21 protein-coding genes are annotated in these 20983 nt (G+C 59.6%); 15 read left to right on the top strand and 6 right to left on the bottom strand.

Features of this window, described 5'->3' with window-relative positions; translation table 11 throughout:
* Nucleotides 1-39 precede the first annotated feature (39 nt).
* The 10 genes from H2170_05435 to H2170_05390 all read left to right on the top strand — a co-directional run bounded on the left by H2170_05435 (nucleotide 40) and on the right by H2170_05390 (nucleotide 9047).
* Entirely contained in the window at nucleotides 40-294 is a 255-nt protein-coding gene (locus H2170_05435) for an AbrB/MazE/SpoVT family DNA-binding domain-containing protein (protein ID MCS6299528.1), read from the top strand.
* Nucleotides 291-713, top strand: coding sequence for a PIN domain-containing protein (locus H2170_05430; protein ID MCS6299527.1), 423 nt, complete (start codon nucleotides 291-293; stop codon nucleotides 711-713). Before H2170_05435 ends, H2170_05430 begins: the two co-directional genes overlap by 4 nt.
* 1496 nt (nucleotides 714-2209) lie before the next feature.
* Nucleotides 2210-2737: a hypothetical protein gene (locus H2170_05425; GenBank protein ID MCS6299526.1), complete on the top strand. Its 528-nt coding sequence runs from the start codon at nucleotides 2210-2212 to the stop codon at nucleotides 2735-2737.
* Entirely contained in the window at nucleotides 2734-4134 is a 1401-nt protein-coding gene (locus H2170_05420; protein ID MCS6299525.1) for a hypothetical protein, read from the top strand. Before H2170_05425 ends, H2170_05420 begins: the two co-directional genes overlap by 4 nt.
* Nucleotides 4135-4263: 129 nt before the next feature.
* Nucleotides 4264-5871, top strand: a complete 1608-nt coding sequence (locus H2170_05415) for a DUF935 family protein (GenBank protein ID MCS6299524.1) — start codon at nucleotides 4264-4266, stop codon at nucleotides 5869-5871.
* Nucleotides 5872-5900: 29 nt separating this feature from the next.
* A complete protein-coding gene (locus tag H2170_05410; protein ID MCS6299523.1) occupies nucleotides 5901-6911 on the top strand; it encodes a hypothetical protein in 1011 nt (336 codons plus the stop codon).
* A gap of 52 nt (nucleotides 6912-6963) precedes the next feature.
* The gene (locus H2170_05405) at nucleotides 6964-7359 is read left to right on the top strand and encodes a hypothetical protein (protein MCS6299522.1); all 396 of its coding nucleotides are present in this window, start codon (nucleotides 6964-6966) and stop codon (nucleotides 7357-7359) included.
* Nucleotides 7360-7395: 36 nt separating this feature from the next.
* Nucleotides 7396-7788, top strand: a complete 393-nt coding sequence (locus tag H2170_05400; protein MCS6299521.1) for a hypothetical protein — start codon at nucleotides 7396-7398, stop codon at nucleotides 7786-7788.
* Between the two features lie 27 nt (nucleotides 7789-7815).
* Nucleotides 7816-8718: a hypothetical protein gene (locus tag H2170_05395; protein MCS6299520.1), complete on the top strand. Its 903-nt coding sequence runs from the start codon at nucleotides 7816-7818 to the stop codon at nucleotides 8716-8718.
* Nucleotides 8719-8849: 131 nt separating this feature from the next.
* A complete protein-coding gene (locus H2170_05390; protein ID MCS6299519.1) occupies nucleotides 8850-9047 on the top strand; it encodes a hypothetical protein in 198 nt (65 codons plus the stop codon).
* A gap of 4 nt (nucleotides 9048-9051) precedes the next feature.
* On the opposite strand, the gene H2170_05385 is transcribed toward H2170_05390, so the two are convergent.
* Nucleotides 9052-9486, bottom strand: a complete 435-nt coding sequence (locus H2170_05385) for an ASCH domain-containing protein (GenBank protein ID MCS6299518.1) — start codon at nucleotides 9484-9486, stop codon at nucleotides 9052-9054.
* Nucleotides 9483-11606: a GNAT family N-acetyltransferase gene (locus tag H2170_05380; protein MCS6299517.1), complete on the bottom strand. Its 2124-nt coding sequence runs from the start codon at nucleotides 11604-11606 to the stop codon at nucleotides 9483-9485. The genes H2170_05385 and H2170_05380 overlap by 4 nt, the downstream gene beginning before the upstream one ends.
* A gap of 79 nt (nucleotides 11607-11685) precedes the next feature.
* Here H2170_05380 and H2170_05375 point away from each other — a divergent pair, with 79 nt between their 5' ends.
* The 3 genes from H2170_05375 (at nucleotide 11686) to H2170_05365 (ending at nucleotide 14272) form a co-directional block, all read left to right on the top strand.
* On the top strand, nucleotides 11686-11880 hold the full coding sequence (locus H2170_05375; GenBank protein ID MCS6299516.1) for a hypothetical protein: 195 nt from the start codon (nucleotides 11686-11688) through the stop codon (nucleotides 11878-11880).
* A gap of 176 nt (nucleotides 11881-12056) precedes the next feature.
* Complete coding sequence (locus H2170_05370; GenBank protein ID MCS6299515.1) at nucleotides 12057-13550, top strand: hypothetical protein; 1494 nt, start codon at nucleotides 12057-12059, stop codon at nucleotides 13548-13550.
* Nucleotides 13551-13813: 263 nt separating this feature from the next.
* Entirely contained in the window at nucleotides 13814-14272 is a 459-nt protein-coding gene (locus tag H2170_05365) for a thioredoxin family protein (protein MCS6299514.1), read from the top strand.
* 13 nt (nucleotides 14273-14285) lie between these two features.
* Here the strand turns inward: H2170_05365 and H2170_05360 are convergent, their stop codons facing one another.
* From H2170_05360 to H2170_05345, 4 genes are read right to left on the bottom strand one after another with little or no spacing between them, the layout of a single operon-like run.
* Entirely contained in the window at nucleotides 14286-15980 is a 1695-nt protein-coding gene (locus H2170_05360) for an ATP-binding cassette domain-containing protein (GenBank protein MCS6299513.1), read from the bottom strand.
* 9 nt (nucleotides 15981-15989) lie between these two features.
* Entirely contained in the window at nucleotides 15990-17924 is a 1935-nt protein-coding gene (locus H2170_05355; protein MCS6299512.1) for a hypothetical protein, read from the bottom strand.
* 27 nt (nucleotides 17925-17951) lie between these two features.
* A complete protein-coding gene (locus H2170_05350; protein MCS6299511.1) occupies nucleotides 17952-18341 on the bottom strand; it encodes a hypothetical protein in 390 nt (129 codons plus the stop codon).
* Nucleotides 18342-18352: 11 nt separating this feature from the next.
* A complete protein-coding gene (locus H2170_05345; GenBank protein ID MCS6299510.1) occupies nucleotides 18353-18871 on the bottom strand; it encodes a DoxX family protein in 519 nt (172 codons plus the stop codon).
* A gap of 228 nt (nucleotides 18872-19099) precedes the next feature.
* Between H2170_05345 and H2170_05340 the strand changes: the two genes are divergently transcribed.
* Entirely contained in the window at nucleotides 19100-19303 is a 204-nt protein-coding gene (locus H2170_05340) for a hypothetical protein (GenBank protein ID MCS6299509.1), read from the top strand.
* A 137-nt stretch (nucleotides 19304-19440) separates the two neighbouring features.
* Nucleotides 19441-20976: a hypothetical protein gene (locus H2170_05335; GenBank protein MCS6299508.1), complete on the top strand. Its 1536-nt coding sequence runs from the start codon at nucleotides 19441-19443 to the stop codon at nucleotides 20974-20976.
* The last annotated feature ends 7 nt before the right edge of the window (nucleotides 20977-20983 follow it).

Below are 20983 nucleotides of genomic sequence, written 5' to 3'. Positions count from 1 at the left end.
ATGCTTGCCAACCGTCATGCCGCAATGCAGCATTACGGCATGACGCTTACACTTCCCATTAGCAAACGCGGTGGCCTCACCCTTCCTCCCGCTCTCCGCCGTAAGCTGGGGCTTGATGGTCTCGACAGCCCCCTGGTGATCATCGAGGAACGGGACGGGGGGCTTTTTCTGCAAGCCGCCGCCGCCGTCCCGGTGCGTGACATACCCCGTGAAAAACTAGCCCGCTGGATCTCACGTGATGAAGCCGAAATGGCCACCTTCACTCGCGCAGGGAAAGCCAAGTCAAAGAAGTGAAACTTTTCATTGATACCAGCGTCCTGCTGGCGGCCGCAGGTTCGGCCAAGGGGGCCTCGCGTTACCTGTTTACCCACGCCGAAACCAATGGGTGGGAGTTGCTCTCATCGCTTTATTGCGTCGAGGAGACGGACCGCAACGCCCGCAAGCTCGGCCCCAAAGCCTTGCCGTATTGGCGTTCATCGCTCCTCCCTCGGCTCACCCTTGTCCCCATCGAGCTCGCCTACGACAAGGTACTGGTTTTCCCCAAATCCAAAGATCGCCCCGTCCTGCTTTCCGCCTTGGGTGCCGAGGCTGACGCTTTACTCACGCTCGACGAAGCCGATTTCCAGAAGGTAATCGGGTCGCAGGTTTACAGTCTCCAAGTTCGCAGTCCTGGCCAATTCCTGATCGACCAGCGCGAAGCAGGCCTCCTCTGACCACCTCCGATGTGCGCTCGCTTGCAGGCGAGAAGAGCGGGGCAGTGGGGCCTCAACGGTTTTCGTCCGCCCCCGTGATGCGTGTGCCTCAACGCCTGCGCTCGCTCCGCTCCCTTGGCGAACCCGCTCACGCGCTCCGGCGTAAGCCGCACGATAATCCGCCCGCAGACGCAGGCGCTCTGTCGCCCTACATTCCGCTACGTGCGTGCGTTCCGTCTGCGGGTCCCAGGGTCCGCCCAGCCGGGGGGCCGCAACGTCCTTCGCCCCTCACGCCACGGATCCTGCCGAGCCAGGAACCGCAGCGTCAAAACGGGGCTACGGCCGAGACGGCCGCAAACCCCCGGCCCGGCGGCCCCTGTGCCCCTCCGTCTCCACTCCCACACTCCGCTCCATTCCGGACGCCCGACCGCCAGCGCCTGCTCGCCTGTCCGGCTGCTAACATCCTCAACGAACCAATTTCAGCGGGGCGAGACAGCGACCCTCGATTCCGCGCCTGCCGAGCCAGGTGCTCACCGAGTGCCGCCGACTCGCCCGGCCTCAATAATTTGGGCCCACCGCTCGCCGACTCGCTACAGCCCACCTCATACGCCGGAAGGCTTTGATGCGCGGGGCGACAACGCCCCACGGCTAACCAAGGTCAGCGGCTTGTTCGCAAGCTCACTCACGGCCCACAATGGAACGCGCGCGAAAAACGCGGGCTGCACCTCCGTGAGCCCCGGCACCCGCAGTGCCAGGCCCGGCGAGGGCGACGGCGGCAGGCACGCGACGGCGTTCCCCGAGTCACGTCCGACGTCGTGTCCAGCCGTCCACGTCCCACGTCCGGGCTGATCTGGCACAGCGGCTGCGCGGGTTCCGCGTGTAACAGGACATTATGTCCAATGGCCGCTAATCCGCCCCTCAGTCCAAGCATTCCCTCGGGGCGGCGGCCACTGGTCATAATGTCGTATTACACGCTCCACCCTCGGGGCTCACTACGGTGCGTTGTCAGTATGCGCGCGCACCCAGAAATATCACTCGGCTTCGCCGGTAGAACGTCTTTTAGCGGCGCTACCGCGCGAATAGATACCCCCCGCCCCCGCCCGGGCCGTCCGTTTTCTAAGGCGTCCCGTCGCTGGGCGAGTTGAGCACAAAGCCATCGCTGGTCCGGCCGGCCGCCAGGCGCCCCCCCAAGTTCACTCGCAAGCTCGTTCACGGGGGGAGCTTCCCCCCGCCGCCCAGCCGGCGCGGTGGCCCCGCGCGTCCTCGCCGCGACGCTCCGCTGGCGACTCGGCGCGCCTTGCGTGCCTCTGGCACGCGGCTCCGTCAGGCCGGGCTCGCCGAGCCTCGCGACGGCCCGACTCCGCGCCCGAGGCGGGCTACGCCCGCCCCGAACCACCCGAGCCCCGAACCACCAGCGCGTTTTCGAACCACCGCCAAATCCGCCTGCGCGCGCTTATTCCGCCCTCCCTTTCGCCCCGTTGGGCGAGCGCCCGCCCGTTGACACGTCGCCCATCACAATGCCCATCGCCGTACCCAAAGCCGCCAAGCTCGGTCGCTCGCCCAAGTTCAGCCAAGCGCTCTTCGACCGCGTCGTGCAGGACATCCGTGACGGTGCCCCGTCGCTCAACGCCATCAAGAAAGCGGGCATCGACCAGTCCACGTTTTACCGCCACTTGCAGCGCCAGCCCGACCTCGTGCCCGTGCTCCAATCGGCCCAGCTCGAGCGCGACCGCGTGCGCAACGCCTCCCGCATCGAGGAAGCCGAGCTTGAGCTGAAACGGCGCGGTATCGACGGGTGGAGCGAACCCGTATTCGACGCCAAAGGCCAGCAGTGCGGTGAGCGCCGACGCTACTCGGACGCCTGCTTAATCTTCTTTTTGAAGGCCCATAAGCCCGACGTGTACCGCGACCAACCAACGACGTTGGTGGCGACGCAGGTCAACATCACGCCCGACCGCGAAAAGGCCATCATGCGTGAATGGCGCTCACGCCTCGGTGCGACTGAGGCCCCCGCGTTGCCAGCTGCGACGGCGCCCACGCCATGAGCCGCGCCGCCCCTAAAAAGACCTACAAGCCCGACCGCCGCCTCGCGGTCACGCCGCTTGATCTCCTTTTGCCCTATCAACGCGCCTGGGTGCAGGACAAAGCCCGCTTCAAAATCTGGCTCAAGTCGCGACAGATTGGCGGCTCGCTCGCTGCCTCGTTTGAGGTGGTAGCCGACGCCATCGAGACGGGTGGCGACTGGATCATCCTGAGCGCCGGTGAGCGGCAGGCGCTGGAGTTCATGGACAAGGTGAATCGCGCCGCTGGGATTTTCTGCGACGCAGTCAGCTACTCGACTGGCCAAGAATACCGCCCTGAGATCCAGAAATCACAGCTACGGTTTCCCAACGGGGCGCGAGTGCTGGCACTCCCTGCCAATCCGTCCACGGCGCGCGGTTACTCCGCCAACCTGGTGCTGGACGAATTCGCCTTCCACGAAAACCCCGAGGAAATCTGGCGCGCCGTTTACCCGATCATCTCCAACCCGCTGCGTGGTGCGTTGAAACTGCGAGTCATCTCCACACCAGCGGGGCGGAATAACAAGTATTTCGACCTCTGGGAGCACGCACCGGCCTTTTCTCGCCACAAGACCAGTGTTTACGACGCGGTGGCGCAGGGACTCGCGCTCAACGTGGACGAACTGCGGGCCAATTTGGCCGATCCAGACGGCTGGGCGCAGGAGTTCGAGTGCCAGTTTATGGAGCACTCGTCGCAGGTTTTCCCAGCCGAACTCGTCAGAGGCTGTGAATGTGAGGAAGCTACACTCGATCCGCTTACGGACCTCTATTGTCGAACCCTCCGGCCGCGACCGGCCTTGTTTATCGGCATCGACGTCGGTCGAAAACGGGACCTGACCGTAGCTTGGACCCTCGAACGGTTGCACGGCGGCCAACTCATCACCCGCGAAGTCCTCGTCTTGGACCGCGTGCCATTTCCCCAACAGGAAGAAATCCTCCTGCCTCGGGTAATGGCGGCAGCGTTCACCGCGATTGATGCGACCGGAATCGGTGGACCCGTGAGCGAACACCTCGCCGCAGCACTCGATGAAACCCGCTTTGAAGGCGTGACCTTCACCGGCGACCGCAAGCGTGAGCTGTTCGAACGCTTAAAAAAGGCGCTGCAAGCCCGCACCGTGGGGCTACCGGCTGCAGCGGTGATCCGCGACGACCTCGGCAGCATGCAACGCATCGTCAGCCCCGGTGGCACGATCCGCTACGCCGCCGCCCGCACCGCTGACGGCCACGCCGACCGATCCACCGCGCTGGCCCTCGCGATCCACGCAGCACAACGCAACCCCTCCGCTGGCACGGGCGCCTTCGCCGCCGAACGCGTGCCCACCGGCCTCAACGCCCGCCACCGCCCCGCACTCACCCGCTACCGCTGCGCGTGGACGCGGTAACGCTCCGATCTCTCTCAGCCTCTAAATCCGAAACCCAAATCCACCTCCGTTGCCGATGCCTTACTCTGTGCCGCTCTGTGTCGGCGCTCCGGCTCGGCTCTGTGACACCCTCCTAAATCCGAATCTCCCATGTCCCCATCACCCATCATCCGCCCCACCGCTCGCGACTTTGAGCCCCAACTCTTCGGCCGCAGCCTCTCCCCCGACGCCATTGGTGAACTCCTCGACGCCGGTGCCCGTGGCGACCTCGCCGCCCAAAGCGACTTGTTCAACCTGATGGAAGACACCTGGCCGCGCCTGCGTGCCAACCTCCAGAAGATCAAAAACGCCATCCGCAAGCTGCCCCTCAACGTCCAGCCCTACACCCCAAAGAACGGCAAACCCTCCGCCACGGCCCAAGAAAAGGCCGCCTTCGTTGAATCGGCTTTGCACCTCCAACGCGGTTACGTGGACACCACTCGCGCCCCGCTCGGTTCCGCCGTGTACGAACTGATGGACGCCGTTGCCCGCGGCCTCTCCGTGGTCGAAATCGACTGGGCCAACGACACCACCGGTTACGTGGTGCCGGTCGGCTTTCGTCGCGTCCCGACCCGTTACCTCGGCATCGACACCGACGGCACCCTCGCGCTCCGTCCGTCTGGCGCCAAGCGCTCAGCTTCAAGCTCCCAGCTAACCCCCTTCGCCAAACACCCCGGCAAATTCCTCACCGGCATCTTTCAGTCCAAATCCGGTGCCCTAGGTGAAGCCGCCCAACTCCGTGCACTGGCTCCGCTCTGGCTCGGTCACATGCTCGGCTGGGAGTGGCTCGTCCAAAAAGCCGAACTCTTCGGGACGCCGCTGCGCTGGGCCAACTATCCCGCGACCGCCACCCAGGTGGAAATCGACGCCATCACCTCCGCCCTGCGCAACATGGGCACGGCCTCCTGGGGTGCGTTCCCCCAAGGCACCAACTTGCAAATCATGCAGGGCACCACCCCGGGCGTATCCGGTCCCAACGACCCGAGCGAACGCCTCATGGGAATCGCAGACCGCGCCTGCGACATCATGCTGCTGGGGCAAAACCTCTCCGTTGAACACAACGGCGAAGGTAGCCGTGCCGCCACGGAAGTTCACCGAGAAGTGGAGTTGGATCTCTTCGAAACCTACGCCGAATACATCGTCGCGATCCTCAACGACCAACTCATCCCTCAACTGATCGCCCAAAACTGGGGCACTGCCGACGAAGTCCCCTTCGTCGAAGTCGAAATCACCCGCCCCGAGCGTGAGCAGGAAATGGCCACTCGCGACAAAACCCTGTTTGTGGACATGGGCCTGCCCGTCTCCCTGCAATACCTTTACGAACGCCACAAAGTCCCGTCGCCCGCCCCAAGCGAAGCCCTGTTTCAACCGGCCAAACCCACCGCCCCATCAGTGCCAGCGGCCTCTGCGCCCAACACCACCAAGGCCTGCGGTTGCGGATGTGGTGCGCCCATCGATGCCACCAGCGAGTCCGCCGCATCCCTCGCCGGTCGCCAAGCCGCTGCCGAGGCGGCCTTCCCCCAAGAACTCGCCCAGGCCGAAGCCGCCGGTGATTATCTGGTTTGGGATGCGATCCTCGACGGCCGCACCACCGAGGTGTGTCTCGGTCGCCACGGTCACCGCTGGGGTGACGGCTGGTTTTCCCCGCCGCCCGCCCACTACAACTGCCGCAGCTCCCTGATCCGCGTCCCCAAAGCCGCCTACCAGCCGCCCAAGTGAGCGCCCACCGTTGACACCGTGGAGATGGCATGGACCTCGCCACCAACAACAAAAACGCACCGCTCCACGCCGCCTTCGCCAACGCCCTGACCGAAGGCGCCGCACTCCCCGCTGAAATCCAATACATGCCGCCCGGCCGCCACCGCATCCGGGCTTCCCAAGGCGGCAAACCCGTCTCGGTCGAAGTCGCGGTGAACGCCGCCACCGCCGCCGTCCTACAAACCTTTCTCGCCGCAAAAATGACCGCCGCCGCCGAGGGACGCGAAGACCGGCCCTTTTTCGATTTCAACCACGAGGACCGCGAAGCCTCCGCCTGGCCGACTGAATTTTATTGGGCCGGTGACGAACCGCAGACTGGCGGCGTCCGTGCACGCCTCGACTGGTCCGACGCCGGTAAAAAGTCGGTCGAAGGCCGCACCTTTCGCCGGTTTTCGCCAACGTTCCACCTCGACGCCGCCGGCCAGGTGACGGGTTCGGAAATCAACATGGGCGGCTTGGTCAATCGCGCCGCGTTTAAGCGCATCGCGCCCCTGTTCGCCGCCGCACCGGTTGACACGGTGGCTGAGTCGATGCCCATGCAAAACCTCATCTCCACCCTCCGGTCACTCTCCTTGGTTGAAGCCTCCGCCACCGACGAAGCCGACCTCGTTGCCCAAGTGACCCGCCACGCCACCGCGCTCAAAAGCGAACTCGCCGGCCTACAATTACTCATGGCGACGCAGGCCCGCCACCGCGCCGAGGCCCACGTCGATGCCGCGGTGCACGCCGGTCGCCTGCCTGCCAAGGACACCGACACCCGCGGTTTCTGGGTTGATGCGCTCCTGCGCGACGAGGCCAAAGCCGTAAAAGCGCTCGAATCCCTGACGATCAATCCGGTGCTCGCCCGACTGACCACCGGCCAAGACGACACCGCCACCCCGGCCAGCCTGATCACCCGCCAAGAACAAAAGTTCGCCGCCATCCGCGCCGCCCACCCCAGCGCCGATTTCCAGACCATCTACGCCAAGGCGAAGGCCGAATCCCCCGAGCTGTTCCGCTAATCGGCCCCCCTCCGACTACTCGCTACTCACTACCCGCTACTCGCTACTTCCCGTGAAAACCTCTCTCGCCCGTCCCAACGCCATTCTCTCCTTCGACGCCAACGCCGATCTCACCGGCTACGTCGGCCGATTCATTGTCCTCAGTGAAGGCAAAGCCGCGCTCCTCAGCTCGGCCACCGTCAAACCCCTCGGCGTCCTCCTTTGTGACGGCAAAGCCGCCGAACGCGTCTCCGTCGCCCTTGGCGCCGGCGGCCTCGCTGGCACCGTCCGCGTGAAACTCGCCGCCACCGTTTCGACCATCGGTGCCTACCTGCAAACCACCGCCGACGGCCGCGTTCAAACCGACGCTGGCACCGGCGCCCGCACCCTCGTTGCACAAGCCCTCGAAACCGGAGTCACCGACGAACTCGTCGAAGCCATCCTCATCGCGCCCCAATCCCTCGTCTAAGCCCGGCTCCAAGCTCATAGCCCCCAGCTCATCCCCATGCACCTCACCCGCACCAACGCCATTATCTCGGTTATGGCCGACGACGATCTGACCGGCCAAGAAGGCCGTTTCGTTCGAATGAGTAATGCCGACACCGTCTGCTTAGTTGATTACGCCCTCGAAAAACCCCTTGGCCTGCTTCTTACCGGCGGCAAAGCCTACGAACGCGTCACCGTGGCGATTCCCGGCGGCCTCGCTGGCACAGTCCGGGTGAAAATCACCGGCCCGGTCAGCTTTGGCGAGCAGCTGCAACTCACCGCCACCGGCTGCGTTGAAGGCTACAGCAACGACGCCCCGCGGATGGTCGTCGGGATTGCACTCGAAGCCGGAGTTTCCGGTGAACTCATCGAAGCCTCCCTCTACACCCCGGTGCTAACACCCCGCGTCTAACCTCCATAATCCCAGCTCATTCCCCCCATGTCCTCCTCCAAATACAACGTCACCCTGACCAACTACGCCCGCGGCCTGTCCCAAGACATCTCCGCCACCCTCGCCAACTTCCTCGCCCCCGAGGTGGTCGTCCCCGCCGCCACCGGCCAGTACAAAAACTTCGACGACAAGAACACCTTTCAGGTGGTCGACACCTCGCGCGCAGTCGGTGGCCCCGCCAAACGCCTCGAATTCGCCGCCAGCGATCCGACTTACAACTGTCTCCCGCAAGCCCTCGAAATCGCCATCGACGACCACGAACGCGACGAAGCAGGCGAAGGCGACCCGCTCCGTCTCGAAGAGGCCAAGACGCAGACCCTCGTCTCCTCCGCTGTCACCTCGCACGAAGCCAAAGTGTTCGCCGCCCTGACCGCCCTCGCTGCCGCCGCCAACATCACCCTGGCGACTGACGACCCCATCGCCAAACTCGACGAACAAATCGAAGCCCTCGCGACCGACACCGGCCGCATGCCCAACCGCCTGGTGATCGGCCTGCCCCTCTGGAACAAACTGCGCAATAACGCCAAAGTGATCGCCCGCTTCCCCGGGGCGGCCTCGATCGGTGTGAGCATGGCCCAGTTCAGCTCACTGCTGCTCAACCCCAGCATCGACATCCGCGTCGGCATCTTGGCCCGGGACACGGCAAAACTCGGCCTGACCAAAGCCAACGTAAACATCATCGGCCAGCAGTTGGTGATCTTCCACGCCAACGCCAGCCCCACGCTCTACGATCCCAGCTTCATGAAAACCTTCCGGTTGCGCCGAGGCGGTGTGGACGTCGTCCGCACCTACCGCGACGACGCCGCCCGCTCGGATATTCTAGCGGTCGACTGGAGCGAAGACATCCGTGTCACGAGCCCCGTCTGCGCCCGCAAGCTCACCGCCAGCTAACCGCCACCCAAAAAGAGCGCACCACGGGCGGCCGGTCACCACGACCGCCGCCCGATTTTATGCCCTCCGACCTTAGACCTTAGACTTCCGCCACCTGCCCCCTGACTTCTGACCTCCGACCTCTCTCCGAAATGCTCCCCGCCACACTTTCCATCCTCCGCGACCCCGTACCGTACCACGGCGCGGTAGGCTTTTTCGCCTTCACGACCCTCGAACGCCTCAACGCCTACGTCGGCCTCATGGTCGGCATGGCGACCTTGGTCTACCTCTGCCTCCGCATTCGCCGCGAATGGCGAGTTCGCAATACGGTAAACACAAAATCCGATTGAAGCCCTATCGAACCGTCCTGGTCCATTTACCTGCCTTGGCAAAAGCCGGATGATCCCTCCGTACATAATGATAACTTTGGGGCGGACGTAGTTTTGATGCTCGAAGTCGCGCCAATGACACCGGCACAAGTTTCCACGCTTTCCTGATCCGGATGCCATAGCCGATCTCACGTCCGGAGAAATACACATCAAATTCCTCCCGCGTAATGCCGGTTTCAGTAGACATCTTCTTCCAGAGTTGAGCGGGAGAAGCTTCGATTACTTCGGCGACCTCGAATGCCCCCTCCAACGAGCATCGAGGGGAACTGACATACACCATCACAAGATCCCCGCTAACAACACGCGGTCGAACACGACGCAGTTCTACCGTCTTTGATCCGCTGAAAATAGCATCCGCGTAACGAGGTTTGACCGATATCAGCAGTGCGGTGGGGTTCATGGTTGCGAGCGGTTCATGCCGAATTTGTAAATCGCCGCAAATTGAGCCTCGGTGATCTTGGTTGGCGACTGGAATTGTGACTTTATGCCAAGGCTGCGCACTACGGCTACCGGCACCGGCTGCGTAAACGACTCTGTGTCTGCAAAGCGTATGGCCATGATGTCCGCGAATGGCTTGTTATCCGCCGCCGCCAGAATCTCGCGCCACTGATAGATGCCGATGCGCTGATACCGCCTGAATAGCTCCTTGGCGGTTCCGGTTTCAAATGAAAGGAGGCGGGAGCATGCACGGATAGCCATCGCACCATCGGTGCCGTCATCCTTGCATACATACCAAAGAATGCGGGCCGGTGCAGAAAGGCCTGCCGCCCTCGCACTACGGTAATACACCTGCTCCCGATTCAGCGCGAGGCGTGCAAAGGCCCCAAAAAGCTCTTCTTCGGCAAGATGTTTGTCAAAGAGCTGGGCTGCCCACGTCGCCTTTATCGAAATGATGTAAGTGTCGACTCCTTCACCCAAAACCTTTGCAGGCCAATACCGCTCCTCCATCACTGGCGCTGGCAGTTCCACCTTGGCGATCTCATCATCGCGGTTCGCAGCATCGCCCTCCCGATCCGAAAGAAGACGGCACAGTTGGCCTCGGTCACCAACTATTGCGGGAGTCAGGCGTCGCCATCCATCGGTGTCGCTTTCGAAATGCAACTCCCTCAATGCCTCGTTTGCAGCCGGCACGAGATACGGATCGCAAATTCTCAATTCAGCTAACCCGCCATCGCTGTTTTCTCGCACCAACGAGAGCAGGATATGGCGGAGCAGCGTTCGCTCCATGCCGCCAGGCGCTACGCGCAAAAAATCGACCAGCACACGGTTGTTTTGACGATCCACAGTCCTGACAAAAAATGCGAGGGGACTGTTCTCGTCTTGCCAGACAACCAACATCTCCGGCGGGCAAACACCCCGTATTTGGGCCAGATTAGCCCGCATTGCCCTCGTTAATTCGCTCTTCGTTTCTCCTGCTTGCGATGCCTGGAAAACCGAAACGACAAGATCAAGGTCATCGGCCCGTATTACCCGCTGGATCAAGGTCGTGCCTGACAGCCGTGCCGGTTGATAAACGTGAGCCCTTTCGGCTTCATCCAATTTACTACTCAATTCCCCTGGGGTCATCACGCGCAATCCCAAGCGTCGTTCAATATCCGCCGCCGCATCGAGGATTTGCGTATCTCGTGTTATGAATACATCCGCTTTTCCTGTAGCGGCCTTGGCCAATTGTTTTCGGTCAGAGCGCTTGCTCTCAGATTTCCCCGGCTCCCCGAGGAGTTCCACTGCAATTCCATAGGCTTTATCGTATTCCTCCGAAAAACCATTCAGTTCCTTGAATTGCTGCGCTTCACGATGGAAATAATCCCGGTCTTCGCGCTCTTCGCGCCGGTCAATTTCATTGTGCAACTCATCCACCACGCACAGCATCACTGACTCCTCAAGCCACGGCTCTAGCAACACGGTGGACTCTTCGTCACGATTTCCCTTATTCCCTCGCAGATCGTAAAATACATTGGCGTCGATGACTGCTTTTAATCGGTCGTCATCTTCACCGCCCGAAAATTGAAGAAGATTTTCCGGCCGCAAGGCATGAACCCACAGGGTCAACTCGCTTCCGGCACGACTGCGACCGTCAACGTCTGTCCGTGCAACAAAGCCGAGGCGTTTCCACAGCTTATGCGTATGATGGTAATCCCGACGGCATTTCAGCCGCACACTGTCCCAGCCCAATCTTATCGATTCCCGCTTCAGGGCGCCCCACAAGGAATCCGAAACACTTCGCCCCCGTACGTCTCGTGCCACGCATAGGTGAATGATGACTGCGCAGTTTAACCGTCGCTGCGCGCGGTAGGTAAGGTAACCCAAGACCGAACCGGCTGGGGTTGAAGCAACCAGTAGATGACCGGCCTGCGCACGTGCCTCAAACGCACCTACGGGGAATAAGCCGAGCGTCTTACGCTCAATTCCCCACATGGCTATAACCTCTTGAAACCGCTTATCCTCAGCACCAATTGTCTCTACTACATAAGGAGCGTCAATAGAGGACGGTAGAGGGTTGGCGAAGTTGTCAGGTTCCATGGCAGGCGCTGGGTTGTGGCCGTTGGGGCAAGCTTTTGCTAGAGCAATATCATCCGAGTTGACACGCCTCCCTAGGCGTATGCCCACCAAACTCCTCCGCATCCTCTCCTTCCTTGGCAAAGCCGCTGGCCTCGCCCTCACCATCGCCGGCCCCCTCTCCGGCACACCCATTGGCCTGACGGTCTTCGCCGCCGCCTCACTCCTCAAAGATGCGGTCAATCACTTCGGCGACCTCGCCGACGACGGCAAACCCAACGACTCCTTCAAGCCCTAACCCTACGGCATCAGTTCGATCCAGCAGCCCCGACCGCTTCACCGCGCCGGGGCTTTTATTTAGAGCCTGTCCCGAAAGCATAAAAACCTAGCAGTGAACTATTAGCATAAGTTTAATGATGCCTAAAGAGGGGTAATTCCCTGGTTTTGGTCAAAAAAAAGCCGCTATAATCGGCCATGAAGTCAAAACCCGTATCCGCCACCTCGGCCATTGCCCTGCAACGCTGGTTGCGTCCGGCGCTAACGCCAGTCGGTGCCAATAAAGATTACGCCGAGTTTCGCCAGCAATTGGAAGGACTCGACGCGTTGTTGCGTGGCAGCCACTTGGAGACGATGGCGATGGACTTTGCCAAGGCGGGGGCAGGCCAAGCCAGTGTCGCACAACTACGCCAGCGTATGGAGTTTGCGCTCAAAGCGTTACGCTTTGAAGTGTTGCGGGTGCATTTGGGCAACATATCCTTTCGCGAGCTTTCCCGTAGCATTGCCTCAAGTGATTTACTGGCGGATTTTTGCGGTGTTCGCACGCTTGAGGGAATCAAGGGGGCGTCCAAAAGTGTGCTGGAGCGGGCCTCGAAGTTTTTCACCGCCGAACAGGTGCGCTGGATGGGGCAAGTGTTGGTGGAGATGTGCGGCGAGAAGGATCGCGCCACTGAACTCGGGTTGAGCGCGCCGCTGGACATGGATGTTTGCCTCATCGACGGCACGTGCTTGGAGACCAACATCCACTTCCCGGTGGACTGGGTGCTGTTGCGTGATGTGTCCAAGACTTTGCTCAAGGCCATGATTTTAATCCGCCGCGCTGGACTGCTCCACCGTATGCCTGAAGAGCCGGAGTGCTTTGCCAAGCAGATGAACAAGTTGTGCATGTCAATGACCCACGCAGGCCGCCGCAACGACGCCAAGCGCGCGCGTAAACAGATCCTGCGCAAGATGAAGACGCTGTTACGCACGATCGGAGAACATGCCCGCCGCCACCGCGACCTGTTGGCGCAGAAGTATAGCCAAACCCATTACAGCCAACGCCAAACCAAGCGGATAACCACCCGCATCGACGCTATGCTCGGCCAACTGCCCGCCGTCATCAAGCAGGCCCACGAGCGCATCATCGGCGGACGCCCGGTGCCCAACGACCAAAAGATCCTCAGCGTGCATGAACTTGATGTGAACGTACTGGTTCGCGGCAAAGCAGGGAGCCAAGTCGAGTTTGGCAACTCGTTGCTGTTGAGCGAGGCGCTCTCCGGTTTAATCACCGACTGGCAACTCTACCAGGGCGCGGCTCCGGCAGAATGGTGCCAACTCGAGGAAAGCCTGGCGCGGCAGAACCGCTTTGACCTGAGTGCGCCGATTAGCGCGGTCGGCACCGACCGCGGCTTCGCCACCAAAAAAACTTCCGCAATGCTCAAGCAACAAGACGTTTACGATGCGGTATGCCCGCGTGATCCGCACGCGCTCAAGGAGCGTTTGAGCGAAAAACGCTTCGCCCAATTGCAGCGGCGCCGTTCGGCGACCGAAGCGCGCATTGCGATCCTCAAACAACGCCTCGGCGGACGCTTGCGCTGTAAAGGGTTTGCCAACCGCTACCGTTCGGTGGGTTGGAGTGTACTCGGTCACAACCTCTGGCTGGTGTCACGAATCCTTGCCGAGGAAATAACACTTCCGCTGGCCGCTTAATTCAATTTTCCGGCAAAAATGTGAATAACCCTGGGGCTCGCCCCGGCTTTGCCGTACCTTACTACCGCGCTTGGGGGCGGGAAAAATCGATTCGGGCCGCCGTTTAACGTCGCTGGGGTGATTCGTGCCACCTCGTTCGCCCGCAATCCCAATGGACCTCTGCGCACTTTTTAAAAATCCGGAAATTTGGGACAGGCTCTATTTACCCTCCTGCGATCCACCCCGATCTTGCCGCCACCCGATCCACCGTGTATCTCTTTTTCATGCGCCGCATTTTCCCCTTCTTCGCTCTTTTGGCCCTCACTTCGCTTCCTCTGTTCTCCGCCGAAGCCAAATGGCAAACCAACTACGAAGTCGCCCTCAAGCAGGCCTCAACTGAGAAAAAACCTCTCGTGATCGACTTTACTGGTTCCGATTGGTGCGGTTGGTGCATCCGCCTCGATAAGGAAGTGTTTTCCCAACCCGCCTTCGTGAGCTACGCCGGCCAAAAGCTAGTTTTGCTCAAGGTGGATTTCCCTCGAAAGACTCCGCTTCCAGAAGCGCAGGCAGCCAAAAACAAAGAACTCGCCCGTAATTATCGAGTGCGTGGCTATCCCACGATTATCGTGCTCGATCCCGCCGGTAAACAAATCGGGCAACTCGGGTACGAAAAGGGTGGACCAAAGGTTTGGCTCGCGGAATTGGAAAAAATCACCCTCCCAGCTCCCGGCTCCAAGCCATAATCATCCGACGGCCTCACGCCTCGCCCCACCGCAGTCGGCGGCAGCCATAAACAACCAACCCCACACCCGCCAGCGCTTGCAGCGCGAGCACCACCAACGCCAGCTCCGCCGTGGGTAACCAGCGTTCGTTGTTCAGCCGGAACGCGTCATAAATCCGCGTGTTCGTCATCGCGTTAAAATATCCCGCCCAGGCCCAAAAGGCATTCACGAAAGGGCGGCAGATCCAAAGCAAATAACTCGGCAGCGCCAGCACCACTCCGGACAACGGCAGTTGCATGCCGACTAAAAACACGGCGGAGAACGACGCCCGCTCCGCCGTCCGTGCCACCGCCGATATCCCCAAGCTCACGAGGGTCATCGCCACGCACGACAACGCCAGCGTGGAAATCTGCACCCACCATTGCCCCGGAAATCGGCACACTGACTTGACGAATATTGCCATCCACGCGCCCTGCGCCCCAGCTAGGCCGGTAAAAAAGATCACCTTGGAGAGTGCATAGGCCGAGGCGCGCAGCCCGTTCATCCGCTCCTTCTCAAAAACCATGCGCTCGCCCGCTATTTCCCGAGCCCCGTTGTTCGTGCCGGTAAGCCCGAGCAAGATAACCTGAAACAACACCAGTCCGACGACCAGGTTGGCCGCCTGGGTTGCCTCGCGTTGGTGGCGGATGCTTTGTTGCAGCGACTCCAGAAATCCCGCGTTCGAGTCGAGGGCGATGGCGCTGATTTGCGGTAGTCCCCCCAAAGCGAAGATCGCGACGAGTACCGGAAACCCAAAGGTGATCGCGCTTACCGACATCAGATTACCCCGGTCTCTCCAAAAAAGCTGCCACCGCCGCCGCAACAGCGTCCACGTCTGCGCCACCACGCTCGGACGACGTTGATCCACTGAAGCAGTGGATCCGCTTGCGCCCATGCCATGGGGCTCGGCAGCCGCCTTCGCCCGCGCATTCCATTGCTGTGCCTCCACCCACTGCGCCTTCCACAAGTCCAATACCTTTTCGTTCAACCGCTCGTAAAGCTGCAGCGGGTCCTCGATCTTAAAATGCGCCAAAAACTCCGGATAACTCCCTTGAAACAGCATGGCCCCTTGGCCTAGCACCGTGATCCGGTCAAAACTGCGTAGTTTCGCCAGGTTGTGGATGATGCAGATAAACGACTTGCCGCGCTCCGTCGCCAGCCCGCGCAGCACGTCCAAGATTTGATCCTCCGAGCGTGGGTCGAGGCCCGAGGTGACTTCGTCGCACACCAGCCAATCGGGATCGTTGACCAACTCCAGCCCGAGTCCCAGCCGCCGCAATTGTCCACCCGAGAGGTTTTCCACCCGAGTGGATCGCGCCGCATCGAGGCCCACCGTCGTCAAAATCGCATCGAGGCGCTCTTTTCGCGCCGAGTCGTCCGCGACCAGTAAATCCAGCGCGTAGGCCAGGCTTTCCTCCACCGTAAGCTTGGGGTTGGCGATGCTGAACTGCGGCGCAAATCCCACCCGCCCCACCAGATCTCCCGGTTCGGCCACCTCAGCCCCGTCGAATTCCACCCGGCCGGTGCGTGGCACCAGTCCGAGCAGCGCCTTGACGAGCGTGGTTTTGCCGCAACCGGATGGCCCGACCACCGCGTGCAGGCCCACACGCGGAAATTCCGCCGCCACCCCAGCCAGCAGGGTTTTAGCCCCGTCCGGGGTGGTGACCGTCAGATCTTGAGTGCGAAACATCGTGAGCGGCTACTTCTTCGCCTCGCCACTCGCCACCGCCGCATCGGCAGTGCCGCCAGCGGCTTTGGCGAGACCACTCCCACTGGCGCGGTTGTCCAAAATGTCGGCGGTCAACCGGACAATGCCGTCATCCGCAAAGTAGCTGGCCGGGTATTTTTCTTTAGCGTCCAGGTACGCGAGGAGTGCACCTACTCGCTGCCCCTGACGTTCCTCCACGTCCGCCTTGGCGATCAGCGAGGCAAAGGCCGACGCTTTCACCGCGAGGTCCGAACGCGCCCGGTTGATTTGTAGGTCGTCGGGGAACGCACGGTAGGCGCGCTCGACGATTTCCCATGCACCGAGTTCGTTTTTGGTCCGCTCCAGCTCCCGCGACTGCGCGATAGCCGTTTCGATCTGCTCCATGCGCTTCATGATGTCGGTGAACTTCTTGGTTCGCTCCGCGTCAGCATGCAGCGCCGCTGCGAAACGGAACCGGTCGTTGAAAATCGACCGCAACTCCCCGTTCGCCAGCAGGCGGTCAAAATCCTTGCCCGCCACATCCACCACGTCGGAGCGTTGCTCCACCCCGTTGGAAAATTTGGTGATCGCCGGGTTCGATGGCCAAGTCTCCATCGCCAGTTTGATTGCCTCCTCGGCACCCTTCATGTCGCCGCTCTTCGCCGCCAGCCCGGCTTTTTGCAGCGCAAGGCTGCTCACCTGCTTGGCCGCCACGATCAGCGCGTTTGGCTTAACCGCGTCGAAGTCCGGCACCTTGGTCTTGATCTCGGTGATCAGCGTCGTCGCCCGCTCGAAATCCTTGGCCTCCAGCGCCGTCGCCAGATCGCCCATGCCCTGCACCGACGTGCGCAACTTATCCTTTTGGTCGATCGGGAAGGTTTTTACCACAGGCAGGAATTCCCCAAGGTGAAAAACCTCCATCAGGCGTAGTGACGACCCGTAGATTTCCCCTTTGCTCAAAAGATGGTTAACCGCCTTGGTCCCCGCGTCCACCTCCCGCACCGCCTCGCGGGTCAGCGCCTCGATGCCCGAGGTGGTTAACTTCACATCGATGTCCCCCAGCAGTTGCTTTTTGAGGCCGTCGCCGCCCTCCATGTTGCCCTGCTCGCCCGGGAAAAGGTAACGGTAAAAGTCCAACGCGATAAAAACATGCTGAAACCGGCGCTGGGCAAAAAGTTGGAAAATCATACCCTGAAACTCCAGCTTCTGGTTAAGCCTTGAGGAGGTTTCTAGTTTTTCGTTATCGGCAATGCGCCGCTCGGCCTCTTCGAGGCGCTTTTGAAACGGACTCGACGCGTAATCTCGCGTGGGGGGCGCAGCCGTGGCCGCAGTATTGGCCCTGATCGAATTCAGTACCTCGTTACGGTCGCTGTCCTTTGTGCGCACGACGTTCGACTCCGCCTGGGCACGCTTTTTCTCCAACTCCTTATTGGTTTGCAGGATGTCCTTCACCTTGGCGTTGGTTTGCCAATGGCTAATCAAGCTGTTCGCGAGGGTTTCGCTCAGGCGTGAATCGCCCTCGTAGTCCGCCGCCTTGTAAAGCAACCGCCAAGCCTCAGCCAAACGCTGTTCTACGGAGCCCCCTTTGCGCCCCTTAAGGGTGTCGGAGATGTCTTCGAGGGTTTGGTTGTAGGCTATATCGGCGGCACCATTGGCCTCCGGTGTCACCAAGTAGCGCTCGAAGCGCGCGAGCAGTACCTTGGATTCACCCATCCCGAAGGTTTTCCCCTGCCACGATACGTTGCCCGATTGCGGGTCAAACATCTTGAGCAAATTAAGCCCCCCGCCGCTAGTACTGCCATTCGGCGACGTCGGAGCGGTGGCAGCTGAAGCTCCCGCGCCCTCCGCCGACTTCGTCGCCTCGGGTTGCGTTTGTCCATGCAGCCAGGTCCCGCTAGCCACGATTCCTGCGATGAAAATCGCCAGGGTTTGATTCTTTTTGTGCATTTTTGTGCTTTTTGTGGCCAGTCCGGCTCACAGTTTCCGCGCCTCAGTCAGTTCCATCAGCCCGTCCATCGCCACCAGCACGGTGAGCGTATAAAGCTGGCCCGGCTCGGGGTTAAACGCCTGCACCTTACCTCCATCGAGAAATGGCACTGGTCGACCCGAAGCCGTGTCGCGGGCGAGAATGATTCGTCCCGCGCCAGCTTTCGTATCGAGTTGGCGCTCGATACGAGCAGAAAACTCGTAGCGATTGCCTGCGAGTCCCCGCGCATTGGTCAAATAAGTTTCAATCGGCAGCTTGGGCGCACTGGGCATAAACGCGTGCCAGCCAAAAAAGCCCGCCAGCCCCAGCACGACCACCCCAGCCACGATCATCCCGATCACCGGACCGTTGTTTTTTTTAGTAGTTTTCTGATTCATGAATTATCGTGTCATTTCGTGTGTTTCGTGGGCAACCCGCCAGAGGTTTTCACCACCACCGCCACCAGCCCCAACATCAGCACATCCCTCACAACCAGCCACAAGTAATTGGCTGGTTCCGTCGATGCCCCAAAACACCCACACGACAGAGTGAGCCCCCGCACCCACCCTGAGATGATAGCACCAAGGAATACGAGCAATAGCCCGCCGATCACCAGCGCCCCAGCCTGAGCCCATTTAAGCGTCATCAACAGCGCCACCGCAGCGGTGATTTCCAAAAACGGCAGCCAAATCGACATCAACCAAGCCCAGCGGTAGGGCAGAAGCTCGTAGGATTCGATGTCCTGTAAAAACAGCTCCGGCTCCATCGCCTTTCGGATACCAGCCCAGAGAAATAGACCTGCCAGCGTAATCCGGGCACCCCAGCCAACCCAGCGAAACAATCCCGCGCGGCGGTCAGTGGACGCCGGTTGGTCTCCGCCAAGGCGAGCAGAGTGTTCAGAGGTGATTGAGCTTGGTCGAGGCGACATGGCAGAGAACTTGCTTGGCAAATCTGTTGTAAACGACCGAAACGCCCATCACCAAGCAAGCCAATTTACGCATGTGCTTCACTAATCACCGTCATAAGTTCATCGCCGTAACCCCCCCCCCCCCAGCATGTTACGAACAGATGAATTTTTGATTTTAATGCAGATTTGTGTTGCAGTGCCCTTCGCTAGTCACTTTCAGCTCCACCGTTCAGCTAATCAATTTCACCTATGAACCAGAAAATCAAGCTCCTCCTCCTCGCGCTAAGTTTGGGGCTCAGCGCTGTCACCGTTCAAGCCACTTGTGGCGATGAGTGCGATGGACCCAATCCTCCCGAATCCTGCAATAACGATGATGATAATAACAACGGCGATTCCATGCCCGAGGGTGTAATCGTTGACGATATGCCCACTTCAGTTTTCGCCAAGGATTAAAGCAAGTGCGTTGCCTTGGGTTCAAGTTTCCGGTCTGCCTTTCTCGACGTAGTGCCGTAGCGCTTTTCTTTGCGCTGGCGGGCACTGCGTCGGTTAGCGGTCAATCAGCCTTCACTTGGAAATATGAATCTCGTTCCTTGGGCGCCGCTGATCGTTATGGTTATGCGGTCTGGCATGTCCCATTGGCTTCCCTATCGCTAAATGGCACCAACATCCCCCTGCGTGCCGAATTCACGACTGATCCCAGACCCGAGCCCAGTCCCAGCCCTTTGGGTAAAGGTTGGTCGGTAAATCTGTTTGCGAGTGCCTTGGTGGAGGTCGATCAAGACAGCATCCGCTGGCACCGACCCGATGGCCGGATTTTTTACTTCATTTTAGAACGGGGAAATGCCTCGACCAAAAAACCTAATCCCGATGCACCCATCGTCTTCAAATCCAAAGACGACACTTGGCTGGCCTTAAAAACGCCTAGAAAGCGCCTTGTCACGCTACGTCATCAAGAAAGCGGGGCTGAATTGGTCTATGAAGAAGGATTATTGACCCGATTCACTTTCGCCAAATCAACCACTGACACTGATCAATACTTAATCAGTTACAACCGGCTTCGCCGTCCTACTCGCCTTACTCTGCGGGGCTCCGGAAAAGTTATTGCCGAATTTGTTTATGATGACGCCAACCGCGCCAAAGAGTTTCGCATCGGAGATGCTGGCGATCCTTTGTCCAAGGTAATTTCGTTTGAATATGCCGAAGCATCATTAAACAAATTCCCTACCGGGCCCTATCTCAGTAAGCTTGGTGACGCGGCGCTCACTCCCTTGGCTATTTCCTACGCCCCGCAAGGCGGCGATGCTAACCGCATTCAGTTTGAACGGATCAACTCAACGGAAATAAGTTACCTAACTTGGCATGCGCCTTCCGGTTTTATTCGCGACGACCAAGGATCAACCTACAAAATCGAAAACCCTAGCCTAGCAAACGCGGGAAGACCAGTTCTCGACCCGGAAGCCAAACCAGCGGAAATTCCCGAGGGGCAGAGAGGGCCGACAAAGGTAGCCGACTATAATTGGCGCCCCGATGAGGCAAAAGTAACGAGAACGGATCGTGAAGGCAAATCAGAATACACCTACTATGATCGGGCAAAGGGTATATCAACAAAGATGTCCAAGGACGGCATTAAGACCGTAACGCATTATTTGCTCACACCTGGTGCAATGCATGGAAAAATTAGAAAGATTGAAAGAATACAGGATAACAAGATTTTGATAGTAGAGAGAAATGCCTACGATGAACTCGGCAGGAGAATCAGGCAGATAGATTTGAACGGAAATGTAATAATCTGGGAATACTTAAACAATGGCGATTTTACCAGAAAGATTGCCAACGGCAAAATCACTCAAGAGTTGATCTACGAACAGGGGAAACTCGTTAAAAATGTCATATTCAAGGCAACCGGAACAGAAGAATACAGATACACCTACGAAAACAATCGCAAGATTGCCGTGTTTCTCGAAAATGACATCGAGTCATGGCGCAAAACATACATAGAAGGATTAGGTATTGTAGAATACGTAAAATCTACAGGTGAGCGCTATAGTTTCAATTATAAAGATCAAGGTGACAACAAAGCAATTGAAGTAATTAATGAATTAGGGCTAAAAAGCATTTTAAAATAATTTTCCA

The sequence above is a fragment of the Opitutus sp. genome, from assembly GCA_024998815.1.
In the GTDB taxonomy this organism is placed as follows: Bacteria; Verrucomicrobiota; Verrucomicrobiia; order Opitutales; family Opitutaceae; genus Rariglobus.
This window is presented reverse-complemented; position numbering and strand designations above follow the sequence as displayed.

Bases quoted from the DNA above. Each gene is read 5' to 3' on its own strand.
- H2170_05435 (MCS6299528.1), top strand. From the start codon at position 40: ATGACGCTTACACTTCCCATTAGCAAACGCGGTGGCCTCACCCTTCCT.
- H2170_05425 (MCS6299526.1), top strand. From the start codon at position 2,210: ATGCCCATCGCCGTACCCAAAGCCGCCAAGCTCGGTCGCTCGCCCAAG.
- H2170_05420 (MCS6299525.1), top strand. From the start codon at position 2,734: ATGAGCCGCGCCGCCCCTAAAAAGACCTACAAGCCCGACCGCCGCCTC.
- H2170_05415 (MCS6299524.1), top strand. From the start codon at position 4,264: ATGTCCCCATCACCCATCATCCGCCCCACCGCTCGCGACTTTGAGCCC.
- H2170_05410 (MCS6299523.1), top strand. From the start codon at position 5,901: ATGGACCTCGCCACCAACAACAAAAACGCACCGCTCCACGCCGCCTTC.
- H2170_05400 (MCS6299521.1), top strand. From the start codon at position 7,396: ATGCACCTCACCCGCACCAACGCCATTATCTCGGTTATGGCCGACGAC.
- H2170_05395 (MCS6299520.1), top strand. From the start codon at position 7,816: ATGTCCTCCTCCAAATACAACGTCACCCTGACCAACTACGCCCGCGGC.
- H2170_05390 (MCS6299519.1), top strand. From the start codon at position 8,850: ATGCTCCCCGCCACACTTTCCATCCTCCGCGACCCCGTACCGTACCAC.
- H2170_05385 (MCS6299518.1), bottom strand. From the start codon at position 9,486: ATGAACCCCACCGCACTGCTGATATCGGTCAAACCTCGTTACGCGGAT.
- H2170_05380 (MCS6299517.1), bottom strand. From the start codon at position 11,606: ATGGAACCTGACAACTTCGCCAACCCTCTACCGTCCTCTATTGACGCT.
- H2170_05375 (MCS6299516.1), top strand. From the start codon at position 11,686: ATGCCCACCAAACTCCTCCGCATCCTCTCCTTCCTTGGCAAAGCCGCT.
- H2170_05370 (MCS6299515.1), top strand. From the start codon at position 12,057: ATGAAGTCAAAACCCGTATCCGCCACCTCGGCCATTGCCCTGCAACGC.
- H2170_05365 (MCS6299514.1), top strand. From the start codon at position 13,814: ATGCGCCGCATTTTCCCCTTCTTCGCTCTTTTGGCCCTCACTTCGCTT.
- H2170_05360 (MCS6299513.1), bottom strand. From the start codon at position 15,980: ATGTTTCGCACTCAAGATCTGACGGTCACCACCCCGGACGGGGCTAAA.
- H2170_05355 (MCS6299512.1), bottom strand. From the start codon at position 17,924: ATGCACAAAAAGAATCAAACCCTGGCGATTTTCATCGCAGGAATCGTG.
- H2170_05350 (MCS6299511.1), bottom strand. From the start codon at position 18,341: ATGAATCAGAAAACTACTAAAAAAAACAACGGTCCGGTGATCGGGATG.
- H2170_05345 (MCS6299510.1), bottom strand. From the start codon at position 18,871: ATGTCGCCTCGACCAAGCTCAATCACCTCTGAACACTCTGCTCGCCTT.
- H2170_05340 (MCS6299509.1), top strand. From the start codon at position 19,100: ATGAACCAGAAAATCAAGCTCCTCCTCCTCGCGCTAAGTTTGGGGCTC.